The sequence below is a fragment of the Pseudonocardia alaniniphila genome, assembly GCF_022524485.1.
GTDB classification, from domain to species: Bacteria; Actinomycetota; Actinomycetes; order Mycobacteriales; family Pseudonocardiaceae; genus Pseudonocardia; species Pseudonocardia alaniniphila.
Map to the genome: position 1 here is coordinate 1 of NZ_JAKXMK010000062.1, position 26,828 is coordinate 26,828.

Genomic DNA, 26,828 nt, shown 5'->3' on the forward strand with positions numbered 1-26,828 from the left:
ATGGCATTGGCGCTCGATCTCGCGATCCGCAACGTGGAAGCCCTCGCGCTACCACAGAAACATGCAACCGACGCAGCGAGCTGACCAGCCCAACCCTGGAGAAGCCCCACCGACAGCCCGACGCCCGATCGGCGGTCAGGTGTCGTTGCTGGGCGTGCGGGTCCACCGACTGTTCTGTGACAACATCGGCCCGCAGCTCCGCCATATCCGAGCGCGGCCATGGCGGGTGTAGTCCTTTCAGACTCCGGCTTCTTGGCCGGCCGGATCGACATCCGGCTGGAGGACCGCGTGCACGCGGGCTCGCAGCGCCGGGACGGTCTCCTCGGCGAACCACGGGTTGCGGGTCTGCCAGCGGAAGTTCAGCGGTGAGGGGTGGACGATGGGCATGCGGTCGGGGAGGTAGTCGCGGAACGCTCGGACTGTGTCGGTGAGGTTCGCTCCGGCGGATTCGGGCAGGTAGTGCTTCTGGGCGTGGTGGCCGATCAAGACGGTGAGCCGGACGTGTGGGAGCTCCGCGAGAAGCCGTGGATGCCAGCGTGGTGCGATGTCGGGGCGGGGCGGCAGGTCTCCGTGGGCGGCCTTGCCCGGGTAGTAGAAGTCCATCGGCAGGATCGCGAACAGTGTCGGGTCGTAGAATCGCTCGTCGGTGATCCCGAGCCAGCGTCGCAGCGTCACGCCGCTCGGGTCGTTCCAGGGGATCCCGCTGCGCTGCGCGCGCGTTCCCGGGGCCTGCCCGATGAGGACGATCCGGGCGGCCGGGTGCGCGGTGTAGATCGGCTGCAGGCCCGCGGCGGTGGCGTCCCGGTTGGCCGGGTCGGCGATGATCTCCTCGCGGATCCGCTGCAGCGCGGGGCTCGTCCCCGTCGCCGATCCGTCCATGGCGGCGATCGTCAGGTCAGCTGGGACGACGGTCGCGACGCGACGTCACGGCGTCGAGGCAGCACCCAGTCCGGCCGCGGGAAGTGGCAGGTGTAGCCGTAGGGGTAGCGCAGCAGGTAGTCCTGGTGTTCGGGCTCGGCCTCCCAGAACGGCCCGGCCGGCGTGACCTCGGTGACGACCTTGCCCGGCCACAGCCCGGAGGCGTTGACGTCGGCGATCGTGTCCTCTGCGACCCTGCGCTGTTCGTCGTCGAGATAGAAGATCGCCGACCGGTAGGACGTACCGACGTCGTTGCCCTGCCGGTTCGTCGTGCTCGGGTCGTGGATCTGGAAGAAGAACTCCAGCAGGTCGCGGTAAGTGGTGGCGGCCGGGTCGTAGATGATCTCGATGGCCTCGGCGTGTGAGCCGTGGTTGCGGTAGGTGGCGTTGGGGGTGTCACCGCCGGTGTAGCCCACGCGGGTGGCCAACACGCCGGGGCGGGAGCGTATGAGGTCCTGCATCCCCCAGAAGCAACCTCCGGCGAGAACTGCCCGTCGCTGCTCGGTCATCATTCGATTCCTTTCGTCTCGTGCTGGGACCCCAGGCCGATCATCCCGAGAATCCGAACCGCTCGACCCTGATCCGTTCAGCGGGCACACCAGCGGCTTCGACCAGCCGGGTGGCGGCATCACAGAAGGCAGTGGACCCGCAGACGTAGACGTCACGGTCCACGTCGAGTGCTGCCGCGAGATCCCGGGCCATGAGCCGTTCCGGTGGACGAACATGTCCGTCGGGGGCAGTGCGGGTGAAGACGATCGAGGCGTCCGGTCCCTGAATCTCGGCGGAGTAGTACAGGTCCTCGGGGCTACGTACCGAGACGACGAGGCGGAAGAGGCCCGGCCGGCCGAGTCTGCGGGCGTGGCGCAGCATCGACATCAGGGGCACGATCCCGGAACCGCCGGCCACTCCGAGCGCGGGCTGGAGATTCCAGGCGAAGTTGCCGCCGATCGGGCCCCGCACGTCGAGCATGTCTCCCTCCTCGACGGCTTCGTTGAGGAAGCCCGACACCTCCCCGCCCGGCAGGATCTCGACAGTGAGGTCGACCTCCGCCGAGTCCGACGGTGCGCTGGCGATCGAGTAGGACCGCTGGGCCCGGTACCCATCGGGTGCGGTCAGGCGCACGACGTAGTACTGGCCGGCCCAGAACGAGCGCGGTTGGGGCAGCGTGAGGGTGAAGGTCTTCGCCGTGGGGGTCTCGCGGCGGATGCCGGTAACCCTGGCGGTCTGCCACGGCCCGGGGCTGGGTGGTCCTCCTGAGGCTGTGGTCATCAATCTCCCTGGTGGCCAATGGGGCGCCGTCGACGTTCCACACGATCCAGGCGTTGCCGTCGGTGAGGTCCTCGAGTGGGAAGTTGGTGGTGTAACCGGTATCGGATCTTGCCGTGTCGATGCTGGGAGTCGGCTCGGATTGTAGGACTGGACAGTCCATGTCGGTGTCGTACTGGCCAGGAGGCGGCCGCGAGTCGCGCGTGCCGCGCCAAGCGACCGGTGAATCCCCTTGTCAACGCCATCTGGGTTTCTCCTCCTGTCGTCGCCGACCGCTCCGAGAGCACGCCTCGGCGTCCGGCAGGAGGCCAGAAGCGGCCTCGACAGACCGAATATGGCCGGACTGTTACTGGACTGTCAAGTCCGATTATATGGCTTGGCACCAACACGCCCGGTTCGATCTGGCGGTCGGAAGGTTGTTACTAGACGGTCCATTTCTCGGGTGGGTATGCTCGCGCCGAGCGTCGGCCACCGGCCGTCCTGCCGGCAGGGGTGCGTGGTACGCGGTCCGAGGTGGGCCGGGTCGGCGATGGCGATATCGACTGATCAGTGCGAGATCGTGAGACCAGGATGATGGCTGGACGCCGGCGCGACGTGTCCAGCGCCGGTTGCGGCGCACGCGTGAACGCCGGGGTGGTACAAAATGGAACAAATAGTCCAAAGTATGTCGGGTGGGAGTGACCGTGCTGGCTTGGATGCGGCATCCCCTGGATGGTGATGGATCGAGGGCGGCGCTCCCCGTCGGCGTGCCGCACTCGCCATGACCAGTGCTCGACGAGCGCGCGGCGGTCCAGATGTCGGGTCCGTCTCCAGCGCTCAACTGCAGGCAATCCTCGGGCCTACCACCGCCACGGTGCTCGTCCTCGAGCTTCACCGGGCGCCACGACGTCGCCTGCTGCAGCCGGGTCCATGCCCTTGGCGAGGACCCGGGCGATCTGACCCGGAGCGTCGACTCACGGGACCCGCACACCGGATTCGGCGCGCCAGTGTGGCGAGGGCTGTTCGGTCCCGTGGTCCTGACCGGCTGCGCGCGTTTGCCCCGATCCGCGGGCAGCGCTACGACGCGCCTACCACCGCAGTGGTGCAGAAGTACCGCCACGACCTGACGACCTGGAGCGGACTCCGCCGCTCCCCAGCCACGTGCGGTCCGATGTATCGCTCGGTCCGCTGAACGCCGTCCTCGGCGATGCCGCCGCTGTCGGTTCCGAATCCCCGGTCACCGCTCCGAGGAAAGAGAGGGCATCATGCGCAAGATCGTGATCGTCGGCGGTGGCTACGCCGGCTTCTACGCCGCGTGGAAACTCGAGAAGAAGCTGCGTCGGGGCGAGGCCGAAGTGACGGTGGTCGACCCTCGGCCATACATGACCTACCAGCCGTTCTTGCCCGAGGTGATGGCCGGATCGATCGAGGCCCGGCACGCCGCGGTATCGCTGCGCCGGCATCTGCACCGCACGCGCGTCATCGCTGGGATGGTCAGCGCGATCGACCACAAGCACCGCGTGGTCACGGTCCGGCCGGCCGACGGCGACACGTTCGAACTGGGCTACGACGTCATCGTGGTCACCGCGGGCGCGGTCACCCGCAAGTTTCCGGTGCCCGGCATCGCCGAGCAGGCGATCGGTCTCAAGCACGTGGAGGAGGCGGTCGCAATCCGCGACCGGCTGCTGACGTCTTTCGACCGGGCGGCCACGCTACCGCCGGGCCCGCAGCGGCAGAAGCTGCTCACCGCCACGTTCGTCGGCGGCGGCTTCGCCGGCGTCGAGGGCTTCGCCGAGCTGCTGTCGCTGGCGACCGCGTTGCTGCAGCGCTATCCCGAACTGCGCCGTGACGAGCTGCGGTTCCGCCTCATCGAGGCGTCAGGCCGGATCCTGCCCGAGGTCGCCGAGCGGCCTGGCCGCTGGGTCGTGCGCTTCCTGCAACAGCGAGGTGGGCAGGTGTACCTGGACACGCAGGTCAAGTCGGCGACGGGTGGGCACGTGGTGCTCTCCACCGGCGAGGAGTTCGACTCGGAGCTCATCGTGTGGACGGCGGGCAACGCGGCTAACCCGGTCGTGGGCATGCACACCGACCTGCCGGTGGACGAGCGCGGCTTCCTCGTCACCCGGCCCGACCTGCGGGTCGGCACCGACACCGAACCGGCACCCGACGCCTGGGCCGCCGGGGACGACGCGGGCATCGAGGACCTCACCTCCCCGACCCCGGGCACCCGAACGGTGCCCAACGCCCAACACGCCGTCCGCCAGGGCAAGCTGCTCGCCCGCAACATCGCCGCGACCTTGCACGGCGGGAAGCCCAAGAACTACCGGCACCACAGCCTCGGCGCTATTGCGACGCTCGGCATCGGTCACGGCATCTTCCAGTACCGGCGACTCGTGATCACAGGGCCGCTCGCTTGGCTGATGCACCGCGGCTACCACGTGCTGGCCGTGCCCAGCTGGGAACGCAAGGTCCGTGTGCTCGTGATCTGGCTGACCGCCGCGTTGTTCGGTCGCGACATCCTCTCGCTCGCGTCGGTGCAACACCCGCGTGACGCCTTCATCAATGGCGGCGAACCCGCCGTGCTGACCGAACAGGACCCCTCATGACCTCGTACCACCGGGGTGCGCCATTGGCCATGGACCGGGAGCCGAGGGTGACATCGACCGACGCGGGCTGCCGCAGCTCCGCCCGTCAGGGCTGATGCCGAGCTTCCGGCACCGCCGGCCGCGCGGCTGTGGCCGCTCACCATGCGGCCTGGTCGGTGTCGACTTCGATCATTCCGATGTAGATCCAGTACTCCTCGACCAAGCCGTGGCTTGCGGTCGGCCCGACGTACACCTTGCGGAAGACCTTCCCGCGCATCTCCACCAGCTCGGTCTTGACCTCTCGTGGCGCGCGCGGCCCGGTGGTGTCGGCCATCAGGCAACGCTGCCCTCGCGACCGACGGTCACCGTGACCGGGCCACCGCGGTGCCAGCACTCGGGCTCCATGACCGTGTCGGTGCCGAGCACCTCGCACCGGTGGCAGATCCAGACGGACCTCAACGTGCTCATGCCGCCCTCCGGGAGCGCGTGTACGGGGGCTTCCGCGGCACCGCAGCATGCACATCCGCCGTGCTCGAGAACGACGCGGGGTAGGCCTCGATGAGCATCGACCGGATCGCTGCGGAGGACGGTCGCGCCGCAGGGGTCCTTGACCAGCAGCTGCTCCACGAGTGGCCGAAGACGACCGGCGCGCGAGGCGAGGGGCAGCGGGTCGTGGAGCACCGCGGTGAGCGTCGGGACGAGGCCTTCGTGCAGGAAGGGAGGCCGGCCTTGGACGGCGGCGAAGAGCACGGTCCCGAGAGACCACAGGTCGGAGGCGGGGCGCGGCGGCCCGCCCAGAACGAGCTCCGGGGCGGTGTACGCCGGAGAGCCGACGATGTCGCCGGTGCGGCGGGCGGGGTGGGCCGGCTCGTCGCCACTGAGCTCGGCGATGCCGAAGTCGATCAGGACCAGCCTGCCGTTGTCCGTGATCATCAGGTTCGCCGGCTTCACGTCGCAGTGCACGACGCCGGCCTCGTGCACGGCCTCCAGCGCGGCGGACAGTTGCATGCCGAGTGCGGCGACGACGGACGGTGGCAGCCGGTGCCGGTCCCGCAGCAGCTCCGCGAGGCTCACGCCGGGGTGGTAGTCCATCACCAGGCAGGCCGAACCGCGGTGCAGCACCAGGTCGTGCACGGCGACGACGCGGGGATCCCGCACCCGGGCGGTGAGCCGCGCCTCGGCGCCGATCGGGTTGTGTGCGCGGAACAGCTTGACCGCGACGTCCCGGTCCAGCAGTTCGTCGCGGGCCCGCCACACGTCCGCCGTCGCCCCACGGCCCACTCGTTTCGCGAGCCGGTAGCGGCCCACGAGCAGCACACCGCACCGGGGAGCGGGGGCTTTGTCGGCGGCGCGAGTGCGCGACGCGCCGGAAGGCGGACGAGTGGGCGGGATGCGACAACGGAAAGTCATGAGACTCCTCCTGACCGGTGCCGCCGACGTCCGGGTCGATGAGGAGGTCGTGCGGACTCCACGGCTCAGGCCGGGCGATGATCTGCGAGTCCCCACCATCGCGGGCTCACGCGGCGCTGTCTGCCCGGTCAGCAGCCAATGGCCGGCCCGGAGACCCGCCCGCCGGAATCCCTGCTAGCCGGGAGGCCGGTCGTTTCCAGGGCGGTCAGGGTGGGGAGCGACCACGAGGTTCTGCCCGCTCGGATAGCGGCTAGCTGCGTAGTCGGGCCGGCGCGGCGGCCCTAGCCTGGCGATCGTGACCCTGCGGTGCTTGCTTGTCGACGACAGCCTGGATTTCCTGCACGCCGCGCGGACACTGCTCGAACAGGAGGGTCTCCGGATCGTCGGCGTCGCCTCGACGGGTGCTGACGCACTTGTCCGCGCTGCCGAACTGTGTCCCGACGTGACACTCATCGACGTCGATCTCGGCACGGCCGACGGCTTCGAGCTGGCGCGGCATCTGGCCGGCCGGCCGAACCTCGACGCCGGTGACCTGATCCTGATTTCCGTGAACCCCGAGGACGACCTCACCGACCTGATCGAGGCGAGCCCGGCCATCGGGTTCGTATGGAAGCCGACGCTGTCCGCCGCGGTGATCACGTCGCTGGTCCGCGACGTCGGAGGCGGCACACGACGGTGAGGTGACTCCAGCTCACCTCGGGCCCACGCCCCCACGCTGCAGGGGGAACCGAGCCAGAACGGTGGTGCCGGCGCCGGGGGCGGAGTGCAGGGCGAGCCGGCCGCCGAGCGTCTCGACGCGGTCCTTGAGCCCGAGCAGGCCGGTCCCGCCGGTGAAGTGCGCGCCGCCGCGGCCGTCGTCGTGCACCTGGACCCGCAGGACGACGCCGGTCGGCGTGGTCTCGATCTCGGCCTCCACGGTCACGACCGAGGGCTCGGCATGCTTGGTGGCGTTCGTCAGCGCCTCTGCGACGACGTAGTAGGCCGCGATCTCGACGGGTTCCGGCAGCCGTCGGTCGGCGGGCGCCGTGATCCGCACGGGGACGCGCGACCGGCGGGCGAGTGCGTTCAGGGCGGGGAGCAGTCCGCCTTGGGCGAGGGTCGGGGGGTGGATGCCGCGGGCGAGCTCGCGCAGCTCGGTCATGGCGGTGGCTGCTTCGGCCGCGAGAGCTTCCAGCTGTTCCGTCAGCGCGCCGGACTCGGGCGGTGCGGCCGCTCGGGCGATCCGCGCGCGCATGGCGAGCGTGACCAGACGCTGCTGGGCGCCATCGTGCAGGTCCCGCTCGATCCGCCGACGCGCCTGGTCGGCGGCGGCGGCGATACGCGCGCGCGAGGCGGTGAGGTCGGCGTAGAGCTGGGCGTTGTCGAGGGAGACGGCGAGCTGCGCGGCGATGAGCCTGACGGCGTCGAGCCGTTCCGTGGTGAAGGCGGCGCGCATGAGGCGGTTCTCCAGCAACAGCACCGCCCGCAGGGCGCCGCGGCCGAGGATGGGCATGGCCAGCAACGAACAGGCGCTGAGGCCGGCGATGTACGGATCGCGGGCGAAGCGGTCGTCGTGGGTGGCGTCGACGACGATGAGGATCTCAGCCGTCCGCTGGACGTAGCGCACTGCCGACATCGGCAGGTCGTGTTCATGCGGCCCGCCCGCCGTGGCGGTATCCGTGATGTGGCTCGGTGTGGGCCGCAGCCAGTCGTGGCGGTCGTCGTCCCACAACAGCAGGTGCACGCTTGTGGCGCCGGTCATCGCACTGAGCACCTCGACGACGCGGGTGTGCAAGCGTTCGATGTCGGTCTCCGAGCTGAGCGCCTGCGTTGCGGCGAGGATGCCGAGCAGGTCGAGCGTGCCGGTCGTGACGGTCGAGGACAGCCGGAGATCATCGGCTCGCTGGTCGTCGCCGGGCTCGCCGGCCGTGAGTGCTCCCAGCCGTGAGGTCGGGTAGGCCCAGTCCAGCTGGTCGACCTTCGCGGTCGCGCCCCATGCGGCGTAGTACTGCCGCGCGCGGGCGAGCAGGTCGCGGCCGGCCTGCTCCAACCCGTGCGCGAGGTAGAAGCGGGCGGCACGTTCGGTGATGAGGGCGCGGTGCCACGGGCGCTGCCGGCCGGCGGCCTCGCGCCGGGCGGTGTCGAAGGCGAGGGCACCGGTGCGGAAGTCACCGACCGCCCAGGCCCGCTCCGCCACCAGCAACCGCGTCAGGTGCCGGAAGTTGTCCGGCGCGTCCGCGGCGCGGGCGGCCAGCCACTGCGTCACCTCGTCCAGTTCGGACAGCAGACGGCCGCGTTCGTCACCGTGGGCGGCGCGCGCCTGTTCGGCGAGGGCCAACCCGCGCAGCAGGCGGGCCACGGCGGTGGGGTAGAGGCCCGGTACAGCCGACGGCAGTGGCATCGCCGCCGCGGTGTGCCGCGACAGCATCGGCATCGTCGCCGCTGTGTGCTGCGTGAGTCCGACCGGATCACCGAAGACCGCGGCGACGAGCGCGTGGCTGAGATGCGCGTGGAAGAGCGCCATCGGGTTGTTGGCGTACCTGTCGGTGAGGGCCGCCGTACCGGTTGTGGCGACGCTTTCGCCGCGCAGTACACCGGCCAGCCACTGGTAGCTGTCGAGCCACTGGCCGGTCTGCTCGTTGCCGGTCCGGCGCACGAAGGCCAGCCCCGCCTCCGTCTCGGCGACGAGGACGTCCAGTGACGGCGCGCAGTCCAGCAGGTAATGCACGGTCGGGTGGTACGTGTAGCCGGCGTTGGCCAGGTCGCCCCCCGCGATCAGCCCCTCGCGGGCCTGCCCCGCGGCGTGGACACCGTTCTCGATCGGCTCGAACCAGCAGCTCAGCAGAGCGAACCGGCGGCGGGCTTCGGAGGTGCCGGGCTCGTAGGCGCGGGCCTCGCCCAACGCCAGGACCCGTCGCACCGCCTGGTATCCGGCGGCGTGGTCGCCACGCAGCGCCACCGCGGCGACGGCGGCGGCGCTCGCAGGTCCGATGAGGGTGGGGCCAGGACCGTGCTCGAGCCAGATCCGCAGCGCTTCCAGGCTCAGCCAGGCGACCGTGCCGTGGCCGCCGGTGAAGTACGCCGCCGGCTGGACTGCGCCGATCAGACGGGTCGTGGCCAGCAGTGTGGGCTCTGTGAGGTCGGGCCGAGCCAGATCATCGGCAGCGTCGGTGCGGCTCAGCCACCGGTACAGGCGGTCGAACTGGTGGTCGAGCTCGGCGGCGAGCTGGTCCGCCACCGGCACGGTGACGCCGAGCTCTCGCAGCAGGTCGATGCCGAGCCCGATCGCGTCGCCAAATCGGTTCCGGTGGGTCAGACTGCTCACCTGCACCGCCGTCGCGGCCGCGCGGTCCAACGCGGTGGGGCTCAGCCCTTCGATCGTGCGGTACTCCTCGTCCGCCTCATCCAGGCTCCCCAGGCCGTAGAGGGCGGCGTGGCGGCCGCTGTGCATCGCGATCAGCGTGGCGGTCTCACCGGGGTCGATCAGTCGCAGCGCGGCGGCCAGCAGCGCGTTCACCAGCGCGTGGTCCCCGATCAACGTGGCCTGTTCGGCGGCGCGCCGCAGCAGCTCCACCACCCGACGCCGCTCGCCGGCATCGTCGATCGCGTCGACGACCGGCAGGTACTGCTCGGCGGCGACCGCGTACAACTCAGGCACCCCGGCCAGCCGCCGGGCCGTGGCCAGCTGCAGGGTGCATCGCCGCCCCGGGTCGAGCTCGCGCAGGATCGCCTCGCGGATCCGGTCGTGGCGGAACCGCACCGCCTCGTGGGCGCCGGGCTCCATGACGAGAAGGCCTTCGGCGAGGGCGGGCGCCAGCATCGGTTGCACCTCGCTCGCCGGAGCGCCGGTCGCGGTCTGCAGCAGGCCCAGCTCGGCGCGCCCGCCCAGACAGGCCATCGCCTCCACCAGCTCCCGGGACCGCGGCGGTACGGTCTCGATACGTGCCGCCAGCAGCTCGCGGACCTTTGACCGGCCCAGATGCGCGCGCACCGCCGCCGTGTCCCACCGCCACCCCGCGGCGGTCGCGGTGAGCACGCCGTCGCGACGCAGCGCGTTGAGCAGCTCTACGGTCTCGTACGGGTTGCCGGACGTGTGCGGCTCGATCGCCTCGGCCAAACCCGCCGCTGCGGCCGGGGCCGCGTGCAGCATCTCGGCGACCATGGTGACGAGGCTCGGGACGGGCAGGTTGTCCAGTCGCAGGTGCCGCGCTCCGGCCTGGTCACGCCATCGGGACAGCGGCGCCGCCAGCGGATGCGCCGCGTCCACGTCCTCGTCGCGGTAGGCGCCCACCAGCAGCAGGCCCTCGACCGGTTCCTCGCCGAACAGCATGTCGACGAAGCCGAGCAGGGTGGGGCCGGCCCACTGCAGGTCGTCGAGGAACAGCACCACCGGGTGTTCCCGCGACGCGACCGCCCGCAGCGCCTGCATACCCATCCGCTGCGCCCGGTTCTGCGCGGTCAGCGGATCCCCGGGATCGGGCGGCACCGCCAGCAGCGCGGCGAACTCCGGCACCACCGCGGTCAGTAACCCGGCATTCGGGCCGAGCGCGGCCAGGATCCGTGCGCGGAGCTCGGTCAGCTCGGCCTCCGGCTCGGCGAGCAGCAGCCGGCCCAGCGCCCGAAACGCCAGGTGGACCCCGTTGAAATCCAGATCGCGTCGGTACTGGTCGAACTTGCCGGCCACGAACCAGCCGCCCCGGCCGGCCACCAGCGGCCGCAGCTCGTCGACCAGCGCGGTCTTGCCCACTCCGGGTGTCCCGCCGACCAGCACCGCCCGGCACCGGCCCTCCCGCGCGTCCTCGAACGCCGCGTGCAGGGTCGCCAACTCGTCGTCGCGGCTCACCAGCCGTGGCGGCAGCAGCCGCAGCGGAACGTCGTGCTCGCCGATGCGGACCGAAGCCGCCGCCGGACGCACCTGAACCTCCCGCGCCCGCTCCAGGTCGTGAACCACGCCCTCGGCGGTCTGGTAGCGGTGGTCCGGTTCCTTCTCCAGCAGATGCAGAATGATCTCCGACAGCGGCCCCGGAACAGCCGGGTTCACCTTCGCAGGCGGCGCCGCCACCCGTGCCAGGTGATCGTGGGCGAGGCGCAGTGGGTCCTCGGTACCGAACGGGGGCTCCCCGGTTGCCAGCTCGTACAGCGTCGCGCCCAGCGCGTAGAGGTCGGCCCGCTGGTCCACCGAGCGGCCGGTGCGCCCGGTCTGCTCCGGCGCCAGATAGGCCAACGTTCCCACGATCTGCGTGTGGTGGGTGAACTCCGGGCGGATCTCGGCGATCGAGGTCGCCAACGCGAAATCGACCAGGCACGGGGCACCGTCGCCGGAGATCACGATGTTGGCCGGGCTGATGTCGCGGTGCATCACACCCCGCCGGTGCATCCCCGCCACCGCCTGCGCCAAACTCATCGCCAGCCCGATCAGGACATCAGCCGGCAGTGGCTTGGCCAGCGCTGCAAGGCTGGTTCCACCGACATCCGCCAGCAAAATGGACCCCGGGCATCGGGGCGCCTCCAGCTGCGTCACTCCCGCGACATCGCGCAGCCGCTCCAACATCGCCCGCTCGTGCCGCAGCCGGCGCTCGGCGTCCGGTCCCAGCGGCTCCTTCCGGATGACCGTGCGCCCGGTCAAGAACAGCCGACTCACACGCGTGCGTTCGCTCTTGTGCAGTACCTCGGCCGGCGGATCTCGGCCCGGCAGCACCCCGCCTGCCTCCATCCGCCACCTCCACGCACGGTCGGACCCCGCTCGCACCGTGCCTACACCTGTTAGAGAGCGAAGGCGACCCTCCGTAAGACCGCGCCGCGGCTCAACCCGCTAGCCGTACCCGGCGACGGCGCCCTCCCTCCGCCGGATGAAGTCGGTGCCGGGTAGCGGGCCGACCTGCGCCAGTAGGTGGTCTACAGGACCTCGCGGCCGCCCGGCAGGCTCGCGGCTCCGGTCGGGCGAGGGTGAGGCCGGGGGCGCTCCGGCCGGAGGTGCTCCGCGCATCCGCAGCTGGTCGAGGTCGTCGGCGGGCAGGTGCGACGGGGCGCTCTTGACCGGCTCGCCGTCGATCAGCAGCGGCCGAGCCCGGACCCGCCCGCGCCGCGGAACAGGCCGGCGATCATCTGCGGCCTCCGTGCGTACCGGGTTCACAGTCGGGGCACAGCGGCGACGTGCAGCCGGTGCAGGGCGGGACGTCGAGGGATTGGATACGGAAGTGGTCGGCGGGGTCGACGTTGATCGGCACCATGCGGTCGTCGAGCGACACGCGGACGCAGCTGCTCGTGGCGGTGAGGACGCCACCCTCGACGTACCGCTGCAGCTGGGGGTCGAACACCTGGACCCTCTGGGCAGGCCGGTAGTGGGTCATGCGGCGGCGCTCCGTTCGCGTGGGCGGGGCTTGTCGCCGCGGAGCTCGCTCCCGCCAGCCGCCTGCCCCGGGCAATGGGGGGTCAGCACGGCGATGACCTGCTCCTTCGTCCCGGCGCTGGCGTCGACGTACTCGACGTTGCCGGGGTCGACTTCGAGGGCTAGAAGAGGGCGTCGCGGTCGCCCCAACCGGGCGAGGCAGGCCACCACACGCCGTCGGCGGTGTAGCGGGTCGGCCGGGCGGCGGCTCCGGCGACTTCGCGCTGTCCGTGGGCTTCGTCGGCTGCTTCGGCATCGGGTCAGGAAGAATTGGCATCGGAGGCGCCCCCCGTCCCGCGCAAGCTGGTCGTCCGGCTCATGCCGCACCCCCTGCCTGGGCGCGGATCTGCGCGGCGGCGAAGCGGAGTTCCGCCACAACCTCCTGGTCGCCGGCGTTGTCCGACCAGTCGTAGAGGTCTTCGGCCTCCCGGAACCCGAGAGCCTTCATCGCGGTGGCCATCACGAGATGCGGGTGGTCGGGCTCGGTGACACCGGTCTCAGGGTCGTAGTCGCTGACCCCGACGAACGCCTTCTCGGCGTCGATGCCGTCGCGGTAGCCGGACACGGCAGCGAGCGCGCCCACCGTGCAGCAGGGCATCCCGGGCGCATACGGCTGGAACAGGGCCTTCGTCCAGTAGTCGCCGACCTCGAGGCCATCGGTCTCGATGAGCGTGGCGGCCTGGTCAATGAGATCAGCGACCTGTGCGGGTGACAGATCCCCGGTGATCGGTGTGTCGGGCGGTATCGTTGCCATTGCGGTTTCCACTCAGGGCTCGGGTCGGTTGGCCTGGATGGGGTCGCGTCGCGGGCACGCGGCGGGGCCCTTTTCGCTATCCGGTGGCCGGTCGGCCGATCTGGCCGATGCCGGCGATGAGGGTGAGTGTCGTCACCGGAGCGCGGTACGTCCGCCCGGGGAGCGGCAATTTGCCGTACCCGCGAGCAGGAACATCAATTACCTGCTGGCAGGCACGGGCATGTTCCACAGTGCCGCCCCGTGAAACCGTCGTTCAGGGGAGCGTGCGGGTGAGAACGTGACGTGCCCGCACTTCGGCGACGGGTACGGGCGCGGGATCAGTTGTTTCCGAGGAACGTCAGGACGGCCAGCACGCGCCGGTGGCTTTCAGCAGCCTCCGCGATGCCCAGCTTCGTGAGGATGCTGCGGACGTGCTTCTCGATCGTCCCCTCGGCCAGCCACAGCCGCTGGGCTATGCCGGCGTTGGACAGACCCTCCGCCATGAGCGCGAGCACTTCACGCTCCCGTGGTGAGAGGGGCCGCAGGGGGTCCTCGACCCGGTGGGCGGCGAGCAGCTCCTGCACGAGCGCGGGATCCACGACGGAGGCACCCCTGATGATCCGGTCCAGCGTAGAGAGGAAGTCCTCGACGTCGCTGACGCGGTCCTTGAGCAGGTATCCCATGCGTCGCCCGCCCCTGAGCAGCTCGGTGGCCTGCTCGACCTGGACGTGCCCCGACAGGACCAGGATCGCGGTGTCGGGCAGCTCCTGCCGGATCGCGTGGGCCGCGTCCAAGCCCTCGGTGGTGTGCGTAGGGGGCATCCGGATATCGACGATCACGAGGTCCGGGCGCAGCCGCAAGACGTGGGCCATCAGCTCGGTGAGCGTGCCGTAACGCCCGACGATGTCGAACCCTGCCCCCGCGAGCAGGCTGGCCAGGCCCTCACGCAGCAACACGTCGTCCTCGGCCAACACCACGCGAGCGCCGCTCTCCGCCATGTCCACAATTATTGACCGGCTCACGCCTATTGACCGGCTCACGCCCGGGTTCCACAGACGCTCGCGGTCTGACGACATGTCGGGCGGCGTTCGGGCAGGTCATCCCTTCGGCATCGATACCGGGGGACGTTCACGGACGTCGTTGCCTTCGATGAGGAGGCCGGTGCACTCCTCGACGCCCAGTGACCCGGCCGACGGCCGGCCTTGCCGCCCTGTGACGGCGTGGGGCCGTCCTGCTCCAGGGCGAGCCGGACCAGACCCTTGCGGCCGCCGGTGAGGCGGCCTTCCCCTGCCCGCGTAGGTGCGCCGAGGAGAGCACCCGGGCCAAGCGCCGGTAGCCGGCCAGGCCGCCAGGACCAGCAGTGGGCGCCGGCCGGGCGGGACGCCGTTCTACCGGCCGCGCAGGTCCAGGATTCGGCGCCGGACGTGGTGCGCACGCCAACCTGCTTGGCGGCTTCGGCGAAGCGCCCCACGCCGTCGAGGCCGTCGTGACCGGTCAGCGCGGGGGTGTCGATGTCCAGCCGGGCGGCTTGGCCAGTTCCTCAGGGTGGCCGGCGCCGTCGACGCTGGAGTTTGGAGTGACAGTGCGGGTTCGCACGCAAGGGTGGCGGGCAGAAGCTGTTCACGCACCCGTACGCCGTCATAGTCGGACTTGACAGTCCAGTACGGGTTCGCCAATAGTCGACTGGGCCAGGCGTCGCCGGTCTCCGCACGGGCGTCGCGTCGACTGCGCGTCGGCGTGCAAAGATCTCAAATAGGAGCTCAGATGCCCTCAACGAGGGGCTTCGCCGGCCGTCGTCGCGGCATGGGCGACTCACGGCTGTCTTACGTGCACGACGACGCGATCGTGGACGTGTCGGTCCAATATGGCGAAGCGTTCACGCCGGCGAGGTCGTGCGCCGGCTACACCATCGACATCGCGCTTCAGGGTCTTACCGGGGTGAAGGCCTGGGTCGCGTGTGGAGGCCGAGGCGGATCCTGCCGGGCAGTGGGCGGTCGGCTGCCCGAGGGGCGGAGGTAAGAGGTCTCTCCTCGCGGGCGATCACTTCCGAAGAGATCCACTGAGCCCGCAACTCGATCTGGTTGAAGCGGGGTATCGACTGGCGGCCGACTCCAGCCTTCGGGCGAACGCGTAACGAGATATCGACTCCAGGTAGGAGAATAATGCGCATCGGAATAGGAAAGACCAACAGGCTCTTCACGTTCTTCGCGGCTTTGGTGGCCCTGCTGGTGGTTTCCGCGACATTGAGCCCCCGAGCATGGGCCGAGAGTCGCGAGCACGGCTCAGTGGCGGCGCAGTCGCCGTCGCCTTATCCGCAATCTCGACCACCCGCTGGTTTTCAGTCCAAGTACGCGGAAGTCAATGGATTTCGCATGCACTACGTGCGGGGTGGCACAGGCTCACCTGTGGTGATGATCCACGGGTTCCCCGAGGAGTGGTCCGAGTGGCGGCAGGAGATGGGCCCGCTCTCCAAGACCCACACAGTGATCGCCGTCGACCTGCGTGGTTATGGCGAGTCCCAGGTCGCCGATGGTGGTTACGACGCAGCGCAGCTGGCGAAGGACGTGCATCAGCTGCTGACACAGCTGGGGCTCAACAACGGCGTCCAGGTAGTCGCCCACGATATTGGTGTGGTGGTCGCCTACGCCTACGCGGCGCAGTTCCGGTCGGAAGTGCGGAGCATGGCCGTGATGGAAGCTCCCATCCCGGATGAGAGCTTTTACCACTTCCCCGTGCTCAACGCCGACCCGAATCAGCCCGCGCCGTGGCACTTCGGCATGTTCCAGCTGCCCCTCGCTGAAAAGCTCATCGCCGGTCACGAACGTGTCCTCATCGAGGACTTGATGCTTGAGTATGTGGCGGGCGACAAGTCGCCGTTCACGGCGTCGGACTTCGACTTCTACGCCCACTTTCTCAAGGAGCCCGGCCGCTTGACGGCCATGTTGGGTGTGTACCGTGCGTTCCGCACAGATATTCAGCAGAACAAGGAGTTCTTGGCTCAGGGCAAGTTGCAGATGCCCATCCTCGCGATCGGTGGCGAGCGTTCCTTCGGTTCACTGATCGCCGACCAGTGGCGTGAGTACGCCGTGAACGTCCAGGGACGAGTCCTGAAGGGTTCGGGCCATTTCGTGACCGAGGAGAGGCCGACGGAAGTGACGGCTCTGCTGCAGTCCTTCCTACAGAAGTAGCTCTCAGCGTCAAGGGACGAAGCACGACGATCCTTGCAAACGACGGGAACCATCTACGTCGGTTGGGTCGCGCTGGTGGTAACCAGAATGCCGCCGGCGCGACCCAACGGCTTTCTCTTCGGGTGAACCAGGACGGCCGTCAGCGACGTCCTCAGCAACAACAAGCTCTGGCCCCGGTCGCGCGGCCGTGTCAACCCTTGATGAGTTCGATGATGTGGCCGAAGTCGAGATCTGATGCGAGCGCCGTCAGGTCTCCCTTTGCAAGCTTCGCCGCAGCCGCCTGTGTAGCTCCGAGGGCGTGCGTGTAGGGGTCGACCCCGAGGCTGATCCGGCGGACACCGATCGTCTGGAGTTCCGCGACGGTAGCCGTGTCCTGGGGGCCGACGAGGAGGTTGACCGGCTTGGGGGCAACAGCCCTGATGACTGCGCTGATGGAGGCCATGTCCGGCAGGTTCGGTGCGTAGAGGACGTCAGCGCCTGCCTCCGCGAAGGCCGAGAGGCGGCGGATGGTGTCGTCGATGGAGGCTGGCAGCGTGGACGCCATCGATCCGGCCCAAAGTTGCGGCGAAGGCCGCTGAAGAGGTTGCGATGGACGTGAACCCGGCCTCCTTGAAGAGCAGGGCCGACGGGCCGTCCCATGCGTTGGGCATGATGAACGTGTCGGGGCCACGGTGGAGTTCGACGAACTGTTCGTAGCGTGCTCGGGCCGCAATGCCAGGCATGGCGGAGCTGTCCCTTCTCACCTCGCCGGCAGTCAGGTCAACAGCACGGGATGACGGTGGGGTTCGTCAGGATCACTCATCGTGCCGGGCTGTTCCCGGTCGCGTCGATGTGCGGGTTGCGCGCAGCGACGACTGTGAACAGGGCGGCGACGAGGGCGAGTCCGCCGTATCCGAGGGCGATCTGCGGCAGCGAGAACGTGTTGGAGAGTTGGCCGGCGATGAGGGCGGGGATCGTCGCGCCGCTGTAGCTGAGGAGATAGATGACGCTGAAGGTCGGCGCCCGGTCGGCCTGGGTGCCGCCGTGCAGCAGGGCGCGGGTGGCGGAGCTGATGGCGACGCCTTGAGAGGCGCCCGCGACGATGGTCGCGACGATGAACAACACCAGTGTGCCAGTGGCGATCGCTGTGACGATGCCGATCATTCCGGCCAGGAAGCCGATCATGCCCACACGCTGGGCGGTCGCGGGTGCGGCGCGGCCGGCGAGGGGAGCGCCGAGAACGCTCGGACCCATGTAGGCGGCGAACACCAGTCCGACGGCGAGTGGGCTGCGAGTGTGGAGCTGATCCTCGACCAGCGCGGGCACGAACGCTTGATAGAACGCACCGGCCGCCCAGGTCGCCAGGAGAACCGCGGCCGCGACCGGGAGCAGACCCCTGACCCGGGCCGGCACGTAGACCCGGGGGCGCAGCGATCGCCACGCGCCCGGCGTCCGGGTCACGGTCTCCGGGCTGAGGACGATCAGCGCCACGGACGCCAGGAGGAGGGCGATGACGACCAGGAAGATGAGGTCGCGCGGCCAGGGGCCGAACTGGACCAGTGCGCCCGAGGCGACGGCGCCGACGGCCAGGCCGAGCATGACTGTCTGGCTGGACGCGACGGAGGCCAGCCAGGCCGGCTGGGCCGGTGCGGCGTCCACGATGTAGGAGGTGAGGCTGCTGCTGGCCAGGCCGGCGCCCAGGCCCATCAGCAGTCGACCGGCGATCAGGATGCCGATCTCGTGCACGTTCAGTAACAGCACGCAGCCCGCAAGAAGCAGGATGAGGCTGGCGATCGAGGTAGGGCGTCTGCCCAGATGATTGGACAGTTGCCCCAGCACCAGCAGTGTGGTGAGAGTGGCGACGGAGTAGGCGACGACGGTCATCGAGATGCCGGCGTTGGTGAACCCGTCCTCTGCCCGATAGATGTTGAACAGCGGAATCGTCGAGCCCACCGCGGCAAATGCGGCCACCAGGGAGACCACCGCAGATATGAAGGCCGGCCGGAGCGTTCTCCCCCGGCCGGCCACGTTGGTCGCTGGTGCCGTGCTGTGCATCGAGCTGCGCCTTTCACGTGTCGAGGACCATTCCTGGGCTTCTGCGTGACGCCTTCCCGAGCGCGCCCCGCCGCGCTCCGGTCTCCTCATTCCCTCCGGGCGAGTGTCACGAACCGCGCCGCCATCGCGGCGAGCACGGCGGAGGCAAGGACGATGAAGCCCGCAGTGAGGAACACCGTCTGCAAGGTTGTCGACGAAACAAGGATCGCGCCGAGGCCGGATCCTGCCGCCAGGGCTACCTGAAGGTTCGTCACATTCACCGCCGATGCGGCCTCCGGGGTTTCCGGGGCCGCATCGAGTATCCAGACCAGCGTTCCCGGGTTCACGATTCCCCAGAACAGGCCCCACAGCACGATCAACAGGCCGGCGAGCCACGGCAGGGTACCCGAGTTCGCCAGCCCGATGAGCAATGCGGCCACCACCGTCGCCGCCCCGGCGAAGGTGCCGATCACCCCGCGTTTGAACAGCGATCCGGCGACGAGTGAGCCGACGATGCCACCGCAGCCGTAGATGACGAACAGCAGGGAGACCACGCCGCTGGACAGGTGCGTGCGGTCGATCAGAAACGGAGTGATGTACGTCCAGGCGGTGAACTGTCCGATGAACACCACCGCGCCGGCGGCCATCCCGAATCGGGCGGCCCGCCGCGTCAGGACTCCCACGAGATCACGCAGGTGCGTACGCCGATCCGGCGGAATACCCGGCAGCAGGACTGTCTGCGCAACCACGACAAGCAGCGTCGCCGCCGCCGCAGTGGCGAAAGTGAGCCGCCAGCCCACGAGGTTGCCGAGGAACTGTCCCGCCGGCAGGCCCACCACCGTCCCACCCGAGATACCGGCCGCGATGATGGTGATGGCTCGAGTGCCGCCGGCCGGGCCCACCAGCTTGGGGCCGACCGGTGAGACCACGGTCCAGAAGGCTCCGATGGTGGCGCCGAGGAGCATACGGGCGACCAGCACCAGGGCGAAGTTCGGCGCCACCGCGACGACCGCATTCGACACCAGCACCGTCAGACCCAGGACGAGGATGACCGAGCGCCGGTTGAAGTGGCCGGACCTGAGGAAGAACAACGGCGCCGACACCGCGGCGCTGAAGCCCGGCACGAGCACCATCAGCCCCGCGAGGCCGAGCGAGACGTGCAGTCCGTCGGCGATCTGCGGCAGCAGCCCAACCGGCATCGTCTCCGTCATGACGACGACGAACGCGCCGAGCGCGACGGCACCGACGGACGCCCAGCCCCGCCTGCTGCCGAGCTCCGCGGCGATGGCGGCGCCGTGAGCGGCCGCAGGCCGGGTCGGGACGGCCGCGGCGCACGACGATGCCGCGACCACGCGCACCCGCGTTGCACCGTGTGTCGGCGTCCCCTCTTCGGTGTCAGTCATGTGTTCTCGTCACTCATCGCATGCTCCTGACCGGGGCCTGCTCTACGAACACCCCAACAGCTCGCGTTGCGATCCATCTGTATGAGGCTTCGCCGTCGGCATATTCGGCGGCGCGCAAGGCTGCTGGCCGGAACACGGGATTTCCTATACCGTGAGTTCCGGAGGGGTCTCTGCATTGAAGATCTCTGTCCGAACGCTCCATGCGAACTGCAGCAACAGGGTGACCGGTGAGCGTTCGACGATGTTCACCATCGACTGAAAGTCGAGCTCGGGGACTTCTTCCGAGAGCCTGATCGTGCGCTGGAGGTAGCGCTCGCCGCCAACGATCTGCGGTTCGTGATAAGTGACGTCGACAGTGATGTCGCCAGCATAGTCATACTTGCGGTCAGCATATTGGCGCAAGGTGATGGCAGTGCACGATGCGAGCGCCATGAGAAGATATTCCGTCGGCGTTGGACCGGCGGCCGTTGATTTAGTCTGGGGGTCGTCGGCCGTATAGGTGAAATTACCAGTCCTGATCTCGGTCTCCAGTCGACTGGTTGCCAGGAGCGTGGCGTGGGCGGTCGCGACGATTACGTCGTTGTTGCTGGTCATGGTGGATCCCTGTTATCGGTCTCTGGCGGAAGCGCAGGCGCACGGTGCTGGCTGTGTCGAGGTCACGGGGGACCTCGTGTGTGGACCGCCTGTGGCTGCGCCGGTCCGGCCGTGCCTGATCCAACGGAGGCCGGGCATGCCCCAGACGGGCGATGTAGCGCCCGTTCGGCGTGCGCAGGTGCTGTGTCGCGTACGCGGCCGGGCTCCACAATCAGTTGCTGACTGGTGGACTATCGCTTCAGATGGACTGGACTGTCAAGTCCATTGGAGGGTGGTCCAGGGCCGAAGCCGATCGCTCCTGAAGTGACCCGGCGGAGACCCCATGAAGGTGGAGGGCTCGAGTTGTGAATCTACTCCCGTGCGCCAGTCGCACGGAATCCTCGCGATGACCTGCTCTACCGACCGGGGGCCGGCCCGCCCTGTGGCTCAGCCATCGGTGCTGTCGACGCGCGGCGACACCCCGCTTCCTCGCGATAAACTGGACCAGATGGACCGAATGCTACGGAGAAGATCTATGCTGTCAAGTCCGGTTACCGATTGCGGACGCTGGACTCGACGATCCTGGCTTGCGTGGCCATCATGTTGCGGCCGCCGCGGTCATGGCCGCCCAGCGGGCGACTCCCCGGCGGCGCGCACCTCGCGGCTGATGGCAGCGGCGAACGGGTTCGCATCACGGGTGGCGAGCTGAGGCCGTTCACGGTCCCGGACGCCGTCACGGACGGACTTGACAGTCCAGTAGAGGTTCGCCAATAGTCGGCTGGGCCAGGCCGTCGCGGGCCTCCGCGCGGGCGTCGCGTCAACTCGCCGTTGGCCCGAGAAGATCTCAAACAGGAGTTCAGCTGCCCTCGACGAGAGGCTTCGCCGTCCGTCGTCGCGGCGTGCGCGACTCAATCGAGCGCATGCCAAGGACTGGACTATGGTGTCCGGGAAAACGACTGGCGTGGCATCAGCGTGTGTCGGCGAGGACTGGAAGCAGGGAGGTGCCGGATGAAGGCGGTTGTGGTAACGGACAAGGCCGCGGGCACGGCCGGGATGACACTGGTGGAGCGGCCGGAGCCGAGCGCGGCGGGGAACGACGTCGTCGTTCAGGTTCAGGCCTCGGGATTCACCCCTGGCGAGCTGACGTGGCCCTCGAACTGGACCGATCGCCTCGGCCGGGACCGGACACCGTCGATCCCCGGGCACGAGCTGGCCGGGGTGGTCAGCGCTCTCGGTTATGGCACGACGGGGCTGTCGGTAGGCCAGCGGGTGTTCGGGCTCACGGACTGGACTCGCGACGGCACGCTGGCGGAGTACGTGGCGGTCGAGGCGCGCAACCTCGCTCCGCTGCCGGGCGACGTCGACTTCACGGTGGGCGCGAGCCTGCCGATCTCGGGTCTGACCGCGTGGCAGGGATTGTTCGTGCACGGCCGTGTCGAGGTGGGCCAGAGCGTTCTCGTGCACGGTGCGGCCGGTGGAGTCGGATCGATGGTGACGCAGCTCGCACACGAGGCGGGTGCCTACGTCATCGGTACCGGACGTGCCGCCGACCGTCAGACGGCGCTCGACTTCGGCGCGCAGGAGTTCGTCGACCTCGAGAACGACACTCTGGAAGACGTCGGCGGAGTCGATCTGGTGTTCGATGTCATCGGCGGGGACATCGGGAAGCGGTCCGCAGGCGTGATTCGACCCGGAGGAACGCTGGTGACCATCGCCGGCCCGGCTGAGGCTCGGCCCGCGGACGGCCGAGCGATCGACTTCGTCGTCGAGGCCGATCGCGCCCAACTGAGTGAGATCGTCCGGCGGGTACGGGACGGGCGACTGCTGACGAACATCGGCAACATCGCGACCCTCGACGACGCCGTCGCCGCCTTCAACGCGACCGAGCGGATCAAGGGGAAGACGATCATCCGCGTTCGTCTGTGAGGACCTGGGACGGCGAGCGGTCCTGCCCTCCTCCTGGATCAGCGTCAGCCGCGTTGCCAGGGCGGGCCACCGCGGTTGGCGGCCGAGGAGGCGGTCGCAGGACCGCCACGGAAGGAGTTGACCGTGCTCGCTCTGTTGGTGGACCACGACGCCCCGGCCGGACTGCGGCTGGGCGAGACCGCAGATCCCGTCCCCGCGTCCGGCGAGGTGCTCGTCGAGGTGCGTGCGATCTCGCTGAACCACGGCGAGCTGCGTGGCGCGATCTTCAACTACGGCGAGCTGCGTGGTGTCGCCGACCAACCGGCGGGTTACGTACCGGGGTGGGACGCCGCGGGTGTGGTGCGCACTCCCGCGGCTGACGGTTCGGGGCCGCCGTCGGGCAGCCGGGTCGTGACGTTCGGGCCGTCGGGTGCGTGGGCGCAGTTGCGGGCGGTCCCGGTTGCCGAGTTGGCGGTCGTGCCCGACGAGGTGGATCTCGGGGCGGCCTCGGCGCTGCCGGTTGCCGGGGTGACGGCGCTGCGCGCGCTGCGCAGGCTCGGTTTCGTGACGGGGCAGCGGGTGCTGGTCACCGGGGCGTCGGGTGGGGTGGGGCGGTTCGCGGTGCAGCTGGGAGCGGCCGCGGGGGCGCATGTGATCGCCTCGGTCGGCAGCGTGGCGCGCGGTGAGGGTCTCGTCGAGTTGGGGGCGGCCGAGGTCGTGGTCGGGCTGGAGGGTGTCGAGCCGGGGCTGTACGGTGTGCTCGACAATGTCGGTGGCCCTCAGTTGGCCCATGCGTTCGCCCTGCTCGCGGTGGGCGGGTCGGTGCAGTCCATCGGTGCCACGTCGGGTGAGCCCACGGTGTTCGAGCCGTATGCGACCGTCGGGGAGTTGCGCAGCGTGCAGTCGTTCATGATGGGCGGGCAGCTGGCCGGGGACCTCGCGGTGCTCGTCGGGATGCTCGCCGAGGGCCGGCTCGACCCGCAGATCGGGCGGCGCGGGGACTGGAAGGACGTCGCGAGCGCGGTGGAGGCTCTCTTCGCCCGCCGGATCGCGGGCAAGGCCGTGCTCGACGTGAGCTGAGCGGTCACGTCCAGGTTCACGACACCGCCGGCTCCGCCACATCATCGAAACCGGCAATAGCCCGACTTGGCCGCCGCGCGGTTTCACTGCTGTATCGAGACCCCGAAAAGAACGGCCGAGCGGGTCAGGGGGAAAACAATCATTCGCGTCCGCCCCTGAGGACCGGCCAGCGCACGAGCTGATCGCTGTCACCCGAGCAGGGGAAAGGTCGAAGACATGAAGATCGCTGTCATCGGCGGGACCGGCCTCATCGGATCGCAGGTGGTGAAGAACCTGAACGCGAGCGGGTACGAGGCGGTGCCACACTCGTCGTCCACCGGCCTGGACCTGTTGAGCGGGAAGGGCCTGCCCGAGGCGTTGGCGGGACACGATGTCGTTGTCAACGTGACGGACTCGCCGACCTTCGACGAAGCCTCGCCCGCGTTCTTCCAGACGACGATGGACAACCTGCTGCGGGCCGCCGAGTCCGCTGGCGTCGGCCACGCGGTGGTCCTCTCGATCGTCGGCGCCGAACTGGTGCCGGACCTGGTCTACTACCGCGCCAAGGTGCTGCAGGAGGACATCCTCAAGGCCGGTCCCGTGCCGTACTCGATCGTCCGCGCCACGCAGTTCTTCGAGTTCATGGACGCAGTGCTGTCGTGGACCTCTGACGACAAGACCGTCCGCCTGCCCGCCACGCGCATCCAGCCCATGGCCTCGGCCGACGTCGCCCAAGCCGTGGCAGAGGTCTGCGTGAGTGCCCCGCTGCGGGGCACCCGCAACGTCGCCGGCCCCGAGGTCTTCACGCTCGACGAGCTGGGCCGGATCACCCTGGCCGCCCGTGGCGACCAACGCACCGTCGTCACCGACAACAACGCCGGCGTATACGCCGCCGCCTCGAGTGACGTTCTCATCGCCACGGGCGACGCCGTCATCGCCACGACCACCTATCGGGACTGGCTCGCGCGATGACGGAGACGGCCTGGCCGCTGCGGGTGCGCGAAGCAGATTCCACCGGGACTCCGGCGGGTACTGCTTGGCTGTGGGGAAGTGACCGGGGGACCATCAAGGACGAGCGGCGCTCGCCAGAGTTGACCATCCGCGAGCTCGCCGGCCGGTGAAACCCTGGTCACAAGGGTGGCGCGCCGATCGGCATATCGTGGCCCACCGTCGGTCATTCCGTGAGCGCGGCTTCGCCACGCAGCCAGCGTCGAAGCAGCTCCTTGCGCACCTTGCCGTTGGTGTTGCGGGGCAGTGTCTCGACGAGCGCCAGGCGGGAGGGCAGGTACCAAGACGTCATGCCCTGGCTGCCGAGGTACTCACACAGCTCATCCAGGGTGACCGGGGGCGAGGTCGACGCGACGACCACCGCACAGGCCAGTTCGCCGCCGTCGTCGGTCGGGTAGCCGACCAGGGCGACGTCCGCGACCCCGGGATGGCCCAGCAGCGCGGATTCGACGTCGTTGACCGGGATCATGAATACCCCGCCGATCCGGTCGGCGGCGCGGCCCATCAGCTTGAACCCGCCGCATCCGTCAGGCGCGGCGAGGTCTCCGGTGTCGTACCAGCCGTCGTTCTGATCGGCGATGACCACGACCTTGCCGGTGTCACGGCCCACGGTCGCCAGGCACACGCCTCCGCCGCGGACGAAGCCACGGCCGGGTTGGTCGCAGGTGATGTCGGTGTCCGACCGCAGGTCGATCTCCACGCCCTTGCACGGGCGTCCGTCACTGTGCGCGGCCCACTCCGGCCAGTCCTCCTCGCGGGTCCGCGTGATCAACCCGGTCTCGGTCATTCCCCACCCGGCCTGCAACGGCACCCCGAACACGCGCCGGGCCTGCGAGACCAGCGGCCGCGGAATGGTGGTGCCGGAGCAGACGAGCGCGTGAAGCGCGGGCAGGCGCTGCGGCTCGCCGTCCCAGGCCGCGATCACGTCCCGGATGAACGTCGGCGCGGCAAGCATGATCGTGGTGCCGGTTTCAGTGAGTATCGCTGCACCCCGTTCGCCCGACCAGGAGTCGAGCAGCACCCTGGACGCCCCGTTCCACAGGGAAAGCAGCGTGCTGCGATACGCAAGCGTGTGCATCAGCGAATGAGGCGTGAAGATCACGTCCTGCTGCCCGACTTCCGGATCCCCCAGACAAGCCATACCGGCGTGCACCGTGTTGTGGCTGTGGAGCGCGCCTTTCGGCTCGCCGGACGTGCCCGAGGTGAAGAAAAGTATGGCCACCCGGTCCGGGTCTTCGGATGCATCATCCAGTGCGACCGGGTGGCGCTGCTCCCACGGCGTTTCCTCGAAGAACGAGCCGAACTCGGTCGCACCGTCGTCCGCCGTGCCGATCACCACCCGGTGGCGCAGCTCGGGCAGCCGCGGCGCCATCTCGCGCAGTGCCGCCGCGTGGTGGAACCCGTCCCACTCGTCCACCGTGACGCAGACGTTCGCGCCCACTCGAGCCAGCATCGGTTCCAGCTCGCGAGGACGGATCGTGGTCATGATCGGTGCCAGCACCGCCTGCAGCCGCATCGCTGCCAGCAAGAGCGCGCTGGATTGCCACCAGTTCGGTAACTGGAACGCCACCACCTGGCCGGGCCGCACGCCCAGTTCGTACAGCGCTCCGGCGAACCGCTCGACGTAGTGGGCGTAGTCGGCGTAGCTGAGCTCCACCGAACACAGCTCCGTCCCCACGGCGGCGGCCCGATAGGCCCTGATCGCGATGGCATCAGGGCTTTCCGCACGCCACCGACGCAGATCTCCGATAGGCCCGGAGTCACGCCACACGCCCGTGGTGCGATATTTCTCCGCTGTTGCACAAGACGGCCGAATCGTGAAAATCGACATCAGCAAGGCCTTCCGACATCATTAATGGGTCCGTGTCCGGAACTGAAATGTAGTCGAAGGGCGTGCGGAAAACACCTGCGCGAAGGACACCGGGACTTCCATCACGCCGACCAAACCGGATCCGGCCGGCGCTCAGCGTGCTCGCCGCAGATCCGCTGGCATAATGCGCCTGCCTCCCACTGCCCCGAACGGGGCGATCTACGAGCCGAAACGGCCGCGGCTGCGAATCCCGGCCGTCGCCGGACGCATCGTGCGGTCCGTGCGGCGCCGCATCCTGCACGTCGATCCCGCCCGGCTCTGCGCCCTTCCGGCCCCGTGAAGCCCGGCCCCCGGCCCTCACGGACACGGACCCGGAGCCGCCGGTCGCATGTAGGGCCGGGGACCGCTCCCGCCCGGACTCCGGCAGCACCGACTCCACGATCACCGAGCCGGGCAGGGGATCACGTACGACCGTTCCGAAAGAACGAGGCCAACTCAGCGTGGTGGCCCTTCCTGCGTCCTGATTTCTGTGGCTAAGCGATGTCTCGTAACTCGGCGCGCCTCCGCAGGGGATCACTGGTCTGTGTTGATCATGTGTGGGTGCAGGTCAT

Annotated in this window: 21 protein-coding genes; 6 read left to right on the forward strand and 15 right to left on the reverse strand. The window is 69.3% G+C overall.

Features of this window, described 5'->3' with window-relative positions; all coding sequences use genetic code 11:
• Window positions 1-237: 237 nt before the first annotated feature.
• From MMF94_RS41815 to MMF94_RS41825, 3 genes are read right to left on the reverse strand one after another with little or no spacing between them, the layout of a single operon-like run.
• Window positions 238-879: a uracil-DNA glycosylase family protein gene (locus MMF94_RS41815; protein WP_241043059.1), complete on the reverse strand. Its 642-nt coding sequence runs from the start codon at window positions 877-879 to the stop codon at window positions 238-240.
• 11 nt (window positions 880-890) lie between these two features.
• Entirely contained in the window at window positions 891-1,430 is a 540-nt protein-coding gene (gene msrA, locus MMF94_RS41820; RefSeq protein ID WP_379660612.1) for a peptide-methionine (S)-S-oxide reductase MsrA, read from the reverse strand.
• A gap of 37 nt (window positions 1,431-1,467) precedes the next feature.
• A complete protein-coding gene (locus tag MMF94_RS41825; protein ID WP_241043061.1) occupies window positions 1,468-2,187 on the reverse strand; it encodes an FAD-binding oxidoreductase in 720 nt (239 codons plus the stop codon).
• Between the two features lie 1,241 nt (window positions 2,188-3,428).
• On the opposite strand from MMF94_RS41825, the gene MMF94_RS41830 reads away from it, so the two are divergent.
• Window positions 3,429-4,769: an NAD(P)/FAD-dependent oxidoreductase gene (locus MMF94_RS41830; RefSeq protein ID WP_241043062.1), complete on the forward strand. Its 1,341-nt coding sequence runs from the start codon at window positions 3,429-3,431 to the stop codon at window positions 4,767-4,769.
• 136 nt (window positions 4,770-4,905) lie between these two features.
• On the opposite strand, the gene MMF94_RS41835 is transcribed toward MMF94_RS41830, so the two are convergent.
• A complete protein-coding gene (locus MMF94_RS41835) occupies window positions 4,906-5,082 on the reverse strand; it encodes a hypothetical protein (RefSeq protein ID WP_241043063.1) in 177 nt (58 codons plus the stop codon).
• A complete protein-coding gene (locus MMF94_RS41840) occupies window positions 5,082-6,158 on the reverse strand; it encodes a serine/threonine-protein kinase (protein ID WP_241043064.1) in 1,077 nt (358 codons plus the stop codon). Before MMF94_RS41840 ends, MMF94_RS41835 begins: the two co-directional genes overlap by 1 nt.
• Before the next feature lie 295 nt (window positions 6,159-6,453).
• On the opposite strand from MMF94_RS41840, the gene MMF94_RS41845 reads away from it, so the two are divergent.
• Window positions 6,454-6,837: a response regulator gene (locus tag MMF94_RS41845; protein WP_241043065.1), complete on the forward strand. Its 384-nt coding sequence runs from the start codon at window positions 6,454-6,456 to the stop codon at window positions 6,835-6,837.
• Between the two features lie 12 nt (window positions 6,838-6,849).
• On the opposite strand, the gene MMF94_RS41850 is transcribed toward MMF94_RS41845, so the two are convergent.
• The 4 genes from MMF94_RS41850 to MMF94_RS41865 all read right to left on the reverse strand — a co-directional run bounded on the left by MMF94_RS41850 (window position 6,850) and on the right by MMF94_RS41865 (window position 14,256).
• Complete coding sequence (locus MMF94_RS41850) at window positions 6,850-11,850, reverse strand: AAA family ATPase (RefSeq protein WP_241043066.1); 5,001 nt, start codon at window positions 11,848-11,850, stop codon at window positions 6,850-6,852.
• A gap of 388 nt (window positions 11,851-12,238) precedes the next feature.
• On the reverse strand, window positions 12,239-12,487 hold the full coding sequence (locus tag MMF94_RS41855; RefSeq protein ID WP_241043067.1) for a hypothetical protein: 249 nt from the start codon (window positions 12,485-12,487) through the stop codon (window positions 12,239-12,241).
• 354 nt (window positions 12,488-12,841) lie between these two features.
• A complete protein-coding gene (locus MMF94_RS41860) occupies window positions 12,842-13,279 on the reverse strand; it encodes a DUF6197 family protein (RefSeq protein WP_241043068.1) in 438 nt (145 codons plus the stop codon).
• Window positions 13,280-13,596: 317 nt separating this feature from the next.
• Window positions 13,597-14,256 carry a response regulator gene (locus MMF94_RS41865; RefSeq protein ID WP_241043069.1) on the reverse strand — a complete coding sequence of 220 codons (660 nt, stop codon included), beginning with the start codon at window positions 14,254-14,256 and terminating at the stop codon, window positions 13,597-13,599.
• A gap of 1,164 nt (window positions 14,257-15,420) precedes the next feature.
• Here MMF94_RS41865 and MMF94_RS41870 point away from each other — a divergent pair.
• The gene (locus MMF94_RS41870; RefSeq protein WP_241043070.1) at window positions 15,421-16,446 is read left to right on the forward strand and encodes an alpha/beta fold hydrolase; all 1,026 of its coding nucleotides are present in this window, start codon (window positions 15,421-15,423) and stop codon (window positions 16,444-16,446) included.
• 190 nt (window positions 16,447-16,636) lie between these two features.
• Here the strand turns inward: MMF94_RS41870 and MMF94_RS41875 are convergent, their stop codons facing one another.
• From MMF94_RS41875 to MMF94_RS41895, 5 genes are all read right to left on the reverse strand, one after another.
• Window positions 16,637-16,990, reverse strand: a complete 354-nt coding sequence (locus tag MMF94_RS41875; RefSeq protein WP_241043071.1) for an isocitrate lyase/phosphoenolpyruvate mutase family protein — start codon at window positions 16,988-16,990, stop codon at window positions 16,637-16,639.
• Window positions 16,917-17,168 carry an isocitrate lyase/phosphoenolpyruvate mutase family protein gene (locus MMF94_RS41880; RefSeq protein ID WP_338104443.1) on the reverse strand — a complete coding sequence of 84 codons (252 nt, stop codon included), beginning with the start codon at window positions 17,166-17,168 and terminating at the stop codon, window positions 16,917-16,919. Before MMF94_RS41880 ends, MMF94_RS41875 begins: the two co-directional genes overlap by 74 nt.
• A 76-nt stretch (window positions 17,169-17,244) precedes the next feature.
• On the reverse strand, window positions 17,245-18,480 hold the full coding sequence (locus tag MMF94_RS41885) for an MFS transporter (RefSeq protein WP_241043072.1): 1,236 nt from the start codon (window positions 18,478-18,480) through the stop codon (window positions 17,245-17,247).
• 86 nt (window positions 18,481-18,566) lie between these two features.
• Entirely contained in the window at window positions 18,567-19,862 is a 1,296-nt protein-coding gene (locus MMF94_RS41890; protein ID WP_241043073.1) for an MFS transporter, read from the reverse strand.
• Window positions 19,863-20,006: 144 nt separating this feature from the next.
• Window positions 20,007-20,456 (reverse strand): OsmC family protein, encoded by a 450-nt coding sequence (locus MMF94_RS41895; RefSeq protein ID WP_241043074.1) that lies wholly within the window; start codon window positions 20,454-20,456, stop codon window positions 20,007-20,009.
• A 987-nt stretch (window positions 20,457-21,443) separates the two neighbouring features.
• Here MMF94_RS41895 and MMF94_RS41900 point away from each other — a divergent pair.
• The 3 genes from MMF94_RS41900 (at window position 21,444) to MMF94_RS41910 (ending at window position 24,371) form a co-directional block, all read left to right on the forward strand.
• The gene (locus MMF94_RS41900) at window positions 21,444-22,361 is read left to right on the forward strand and encodes an NADP-dependent oxidoreductase (RefSeq protein ID WP_241043075.1); all 918 of its coding nucleotides are present in this window, start codon (window positions 21,444-21,446) and stop codon (window positions 22,359-22,361) included.
• A 123-nt stretch (window positions 22,362-22,484) separates the two neighbouring features.
• The gene (locus MMF94_RS41905; RefSeq protein ID WP_241043076.1) at window positions 22,485-23,420 is read left to right on the forward strand and encodes a zinc-binding dehydrogenase; all 936 of its coding nucleotides are present in this window, start codon (window positions 22,485-22,487) and stop codon (window positions 23,418-23,420) included.
• A gap of 216 nt (window positions 23,421-23,636) precedes the next feature.
• The gene (locus MMF94_RS41910) at window positions 23,637-24,371 is read left to right on the forward strand and encodes an SDR family oxidoreductase (protein WP_241043077.1); all 735 of its coding nucleotides are present in this window, start codon (window positions 23,637-23,639) and stop codon (window positions 24,369-24,371) included.
• A gap of 202 nt (window positions 24,372-24,573) precedes the next feature.
• Here the strand turns inward: MMF94_RS41910 and MMF94_RS41915 are convergent, their stop codons facing one another.
• A complete protein-coding gene (locus MMF94_RS41915; protein WP_241043078.1) occupies window positions 24,574-26,238 on the reverse strand; it encodes an AMP-binding protein in 1,665 nt (554 codons plus the stop codon).
• Window positions 26,239-26,828: the final 590 nt, after the last annotated feature.

Excerpts from the sequence above, each read along its gene's own strand:
- MMF94_RS41815 (WP_241043059.1), bottom strand. The coding sequence starts at position 879 with ATGGACGGATCGGCGACGGGGACGAGCCCCGCGCTGCAGCGGATCCGC.
- msrA (WP_379660612.1), bottom strand. The coding sequence starts at position 1,430 with ATGATGACCGAGCAGCGACGGGCAGTTCTCGCCGGAGGTTGCTTCTGG.
- MMF94_RS41825 (WP_241043061.1), bottom strand. The coding sequence starts at position 2,187 with ATGACCACAGCCTCAGGAGGACCACCCAGCCCCGGGCCGTGGCAGACC.
- MMF94_RS41830 (WP_241043062.1), top strand. The coding sequence starts at position 3,429 with ATGCGCAAGATCGTGATCGTCGGCGGTGGCTACGCCGGCTTCTACGCC.
- MMF94_RS41835 (WP_241043063.1), bottom strand. The coding sequence starts at position 5,082 with ATGGCCGACACCACCGGGCCGCGCGCGCCACGAGAGGTCAAGACCGAG.
- MMF94_RS41840 (WP_241043064.1), bottom strand. The coding sequence starts at position 6,158 with ATGACTTTCCGTTGTCGCATCCCGCCCACTCGTCCGCCTTCCGGCGCG.
- MMF94_RS41850 (WP_241043066.1), bottom strand. The coding sequence starts at position 11,850 with ATGGAGGCAGGCGGGGTGCTGCCGGGCCGAGATCCGCCGGCCGAGGTA.
- MMF94_RS41855 (WP_241043067.1), bottom strand. The coding sequence starts at position 12,487 with ATGACCCACTACCGGCCTGCCCAGAGGGTCCAGGTGTTCGACCCCCAG.
- MMF94_RS41860 (WP_241043068.1), bottom strand. The coding sequence starts at position 13,279 with ATGGCAACGATACCGCCCGACACACCGATCACCGGGGATCTGTCACCC.
- MMF94_RS41865 (WP_241043069.1), bottom strand. The coding sequence starts at position 14,256 with ATGGCGGAGAGCGGCGCTCGCGTGGTGTTGGCCGAGGACGACGTGTTG.
- MMF94_RS41870 (WP_241043070.1), top strand. The coding sequence starts at position 15,421 with ATGCGCATCGGAATAGGAAAGACCAACAGGCTCTTCACGTTCTTCGCG.
- MMF94_RS41875 (WP_241043071.1), bottom strand. The coding sequence starts at position 16,990 with ATGGCGTCCACGCTGCCAGCCTCCATCGACGACACCATCCGCCGCCTC.
- MMF94_RS41880 (WP_338104443.1), bottom strand. The coding sequence starts at position 17,168 with ATGCCTGGCATTGCGGCCCGAGCACGCTACGAACAGTTCGTCGAACTC.
- MMF94_RS41885 (WP_241043072.1), bottom strand. The coding sequence starts at position 18,480 with ATGCACAGCACGGCACCAGCGACCAACGTGGCCGGCCGGGGGAGAACG.
- MMF94_RS41890 (WP_241043073.1), bottom strand. The coding sequence starts at position 19,862 with ATGACTGACACCGAAGAGGGGACGCCGACACACGGTGCAACGCGGGTG.
- MMF94_RS41895 (WP_241043074.1), bottom strand. The coding sequence starts at position 20,456 with ATGACCAGCAACAACGACGTAATCGTCGCGACCGCCCACGCCACGCTC.
- MMF94_RS41900 (WP_241043075.1), top strand. The coding sequence starts at position 21,444 with ATGAAGGCGGTTGTGGTAACGGACAAGGCCGCGGGCACGGCCGGGATG.
- MMF94_RS41910 (WP_241043077.1), top strand. The coding sequence starts at position 23,637 with ATGAAGATCGCTGTCATCGGCGGGACCGGCCTCATCGGATCGCAGGTG.
- MMF94_RS41915 (WP_241043078.1), bottom strand. The coding sequence starts at position 26,238 with ATGTCGATTTTCACGATTCGGCCGTCTTGTGCAACAGCGGAGAAATAT.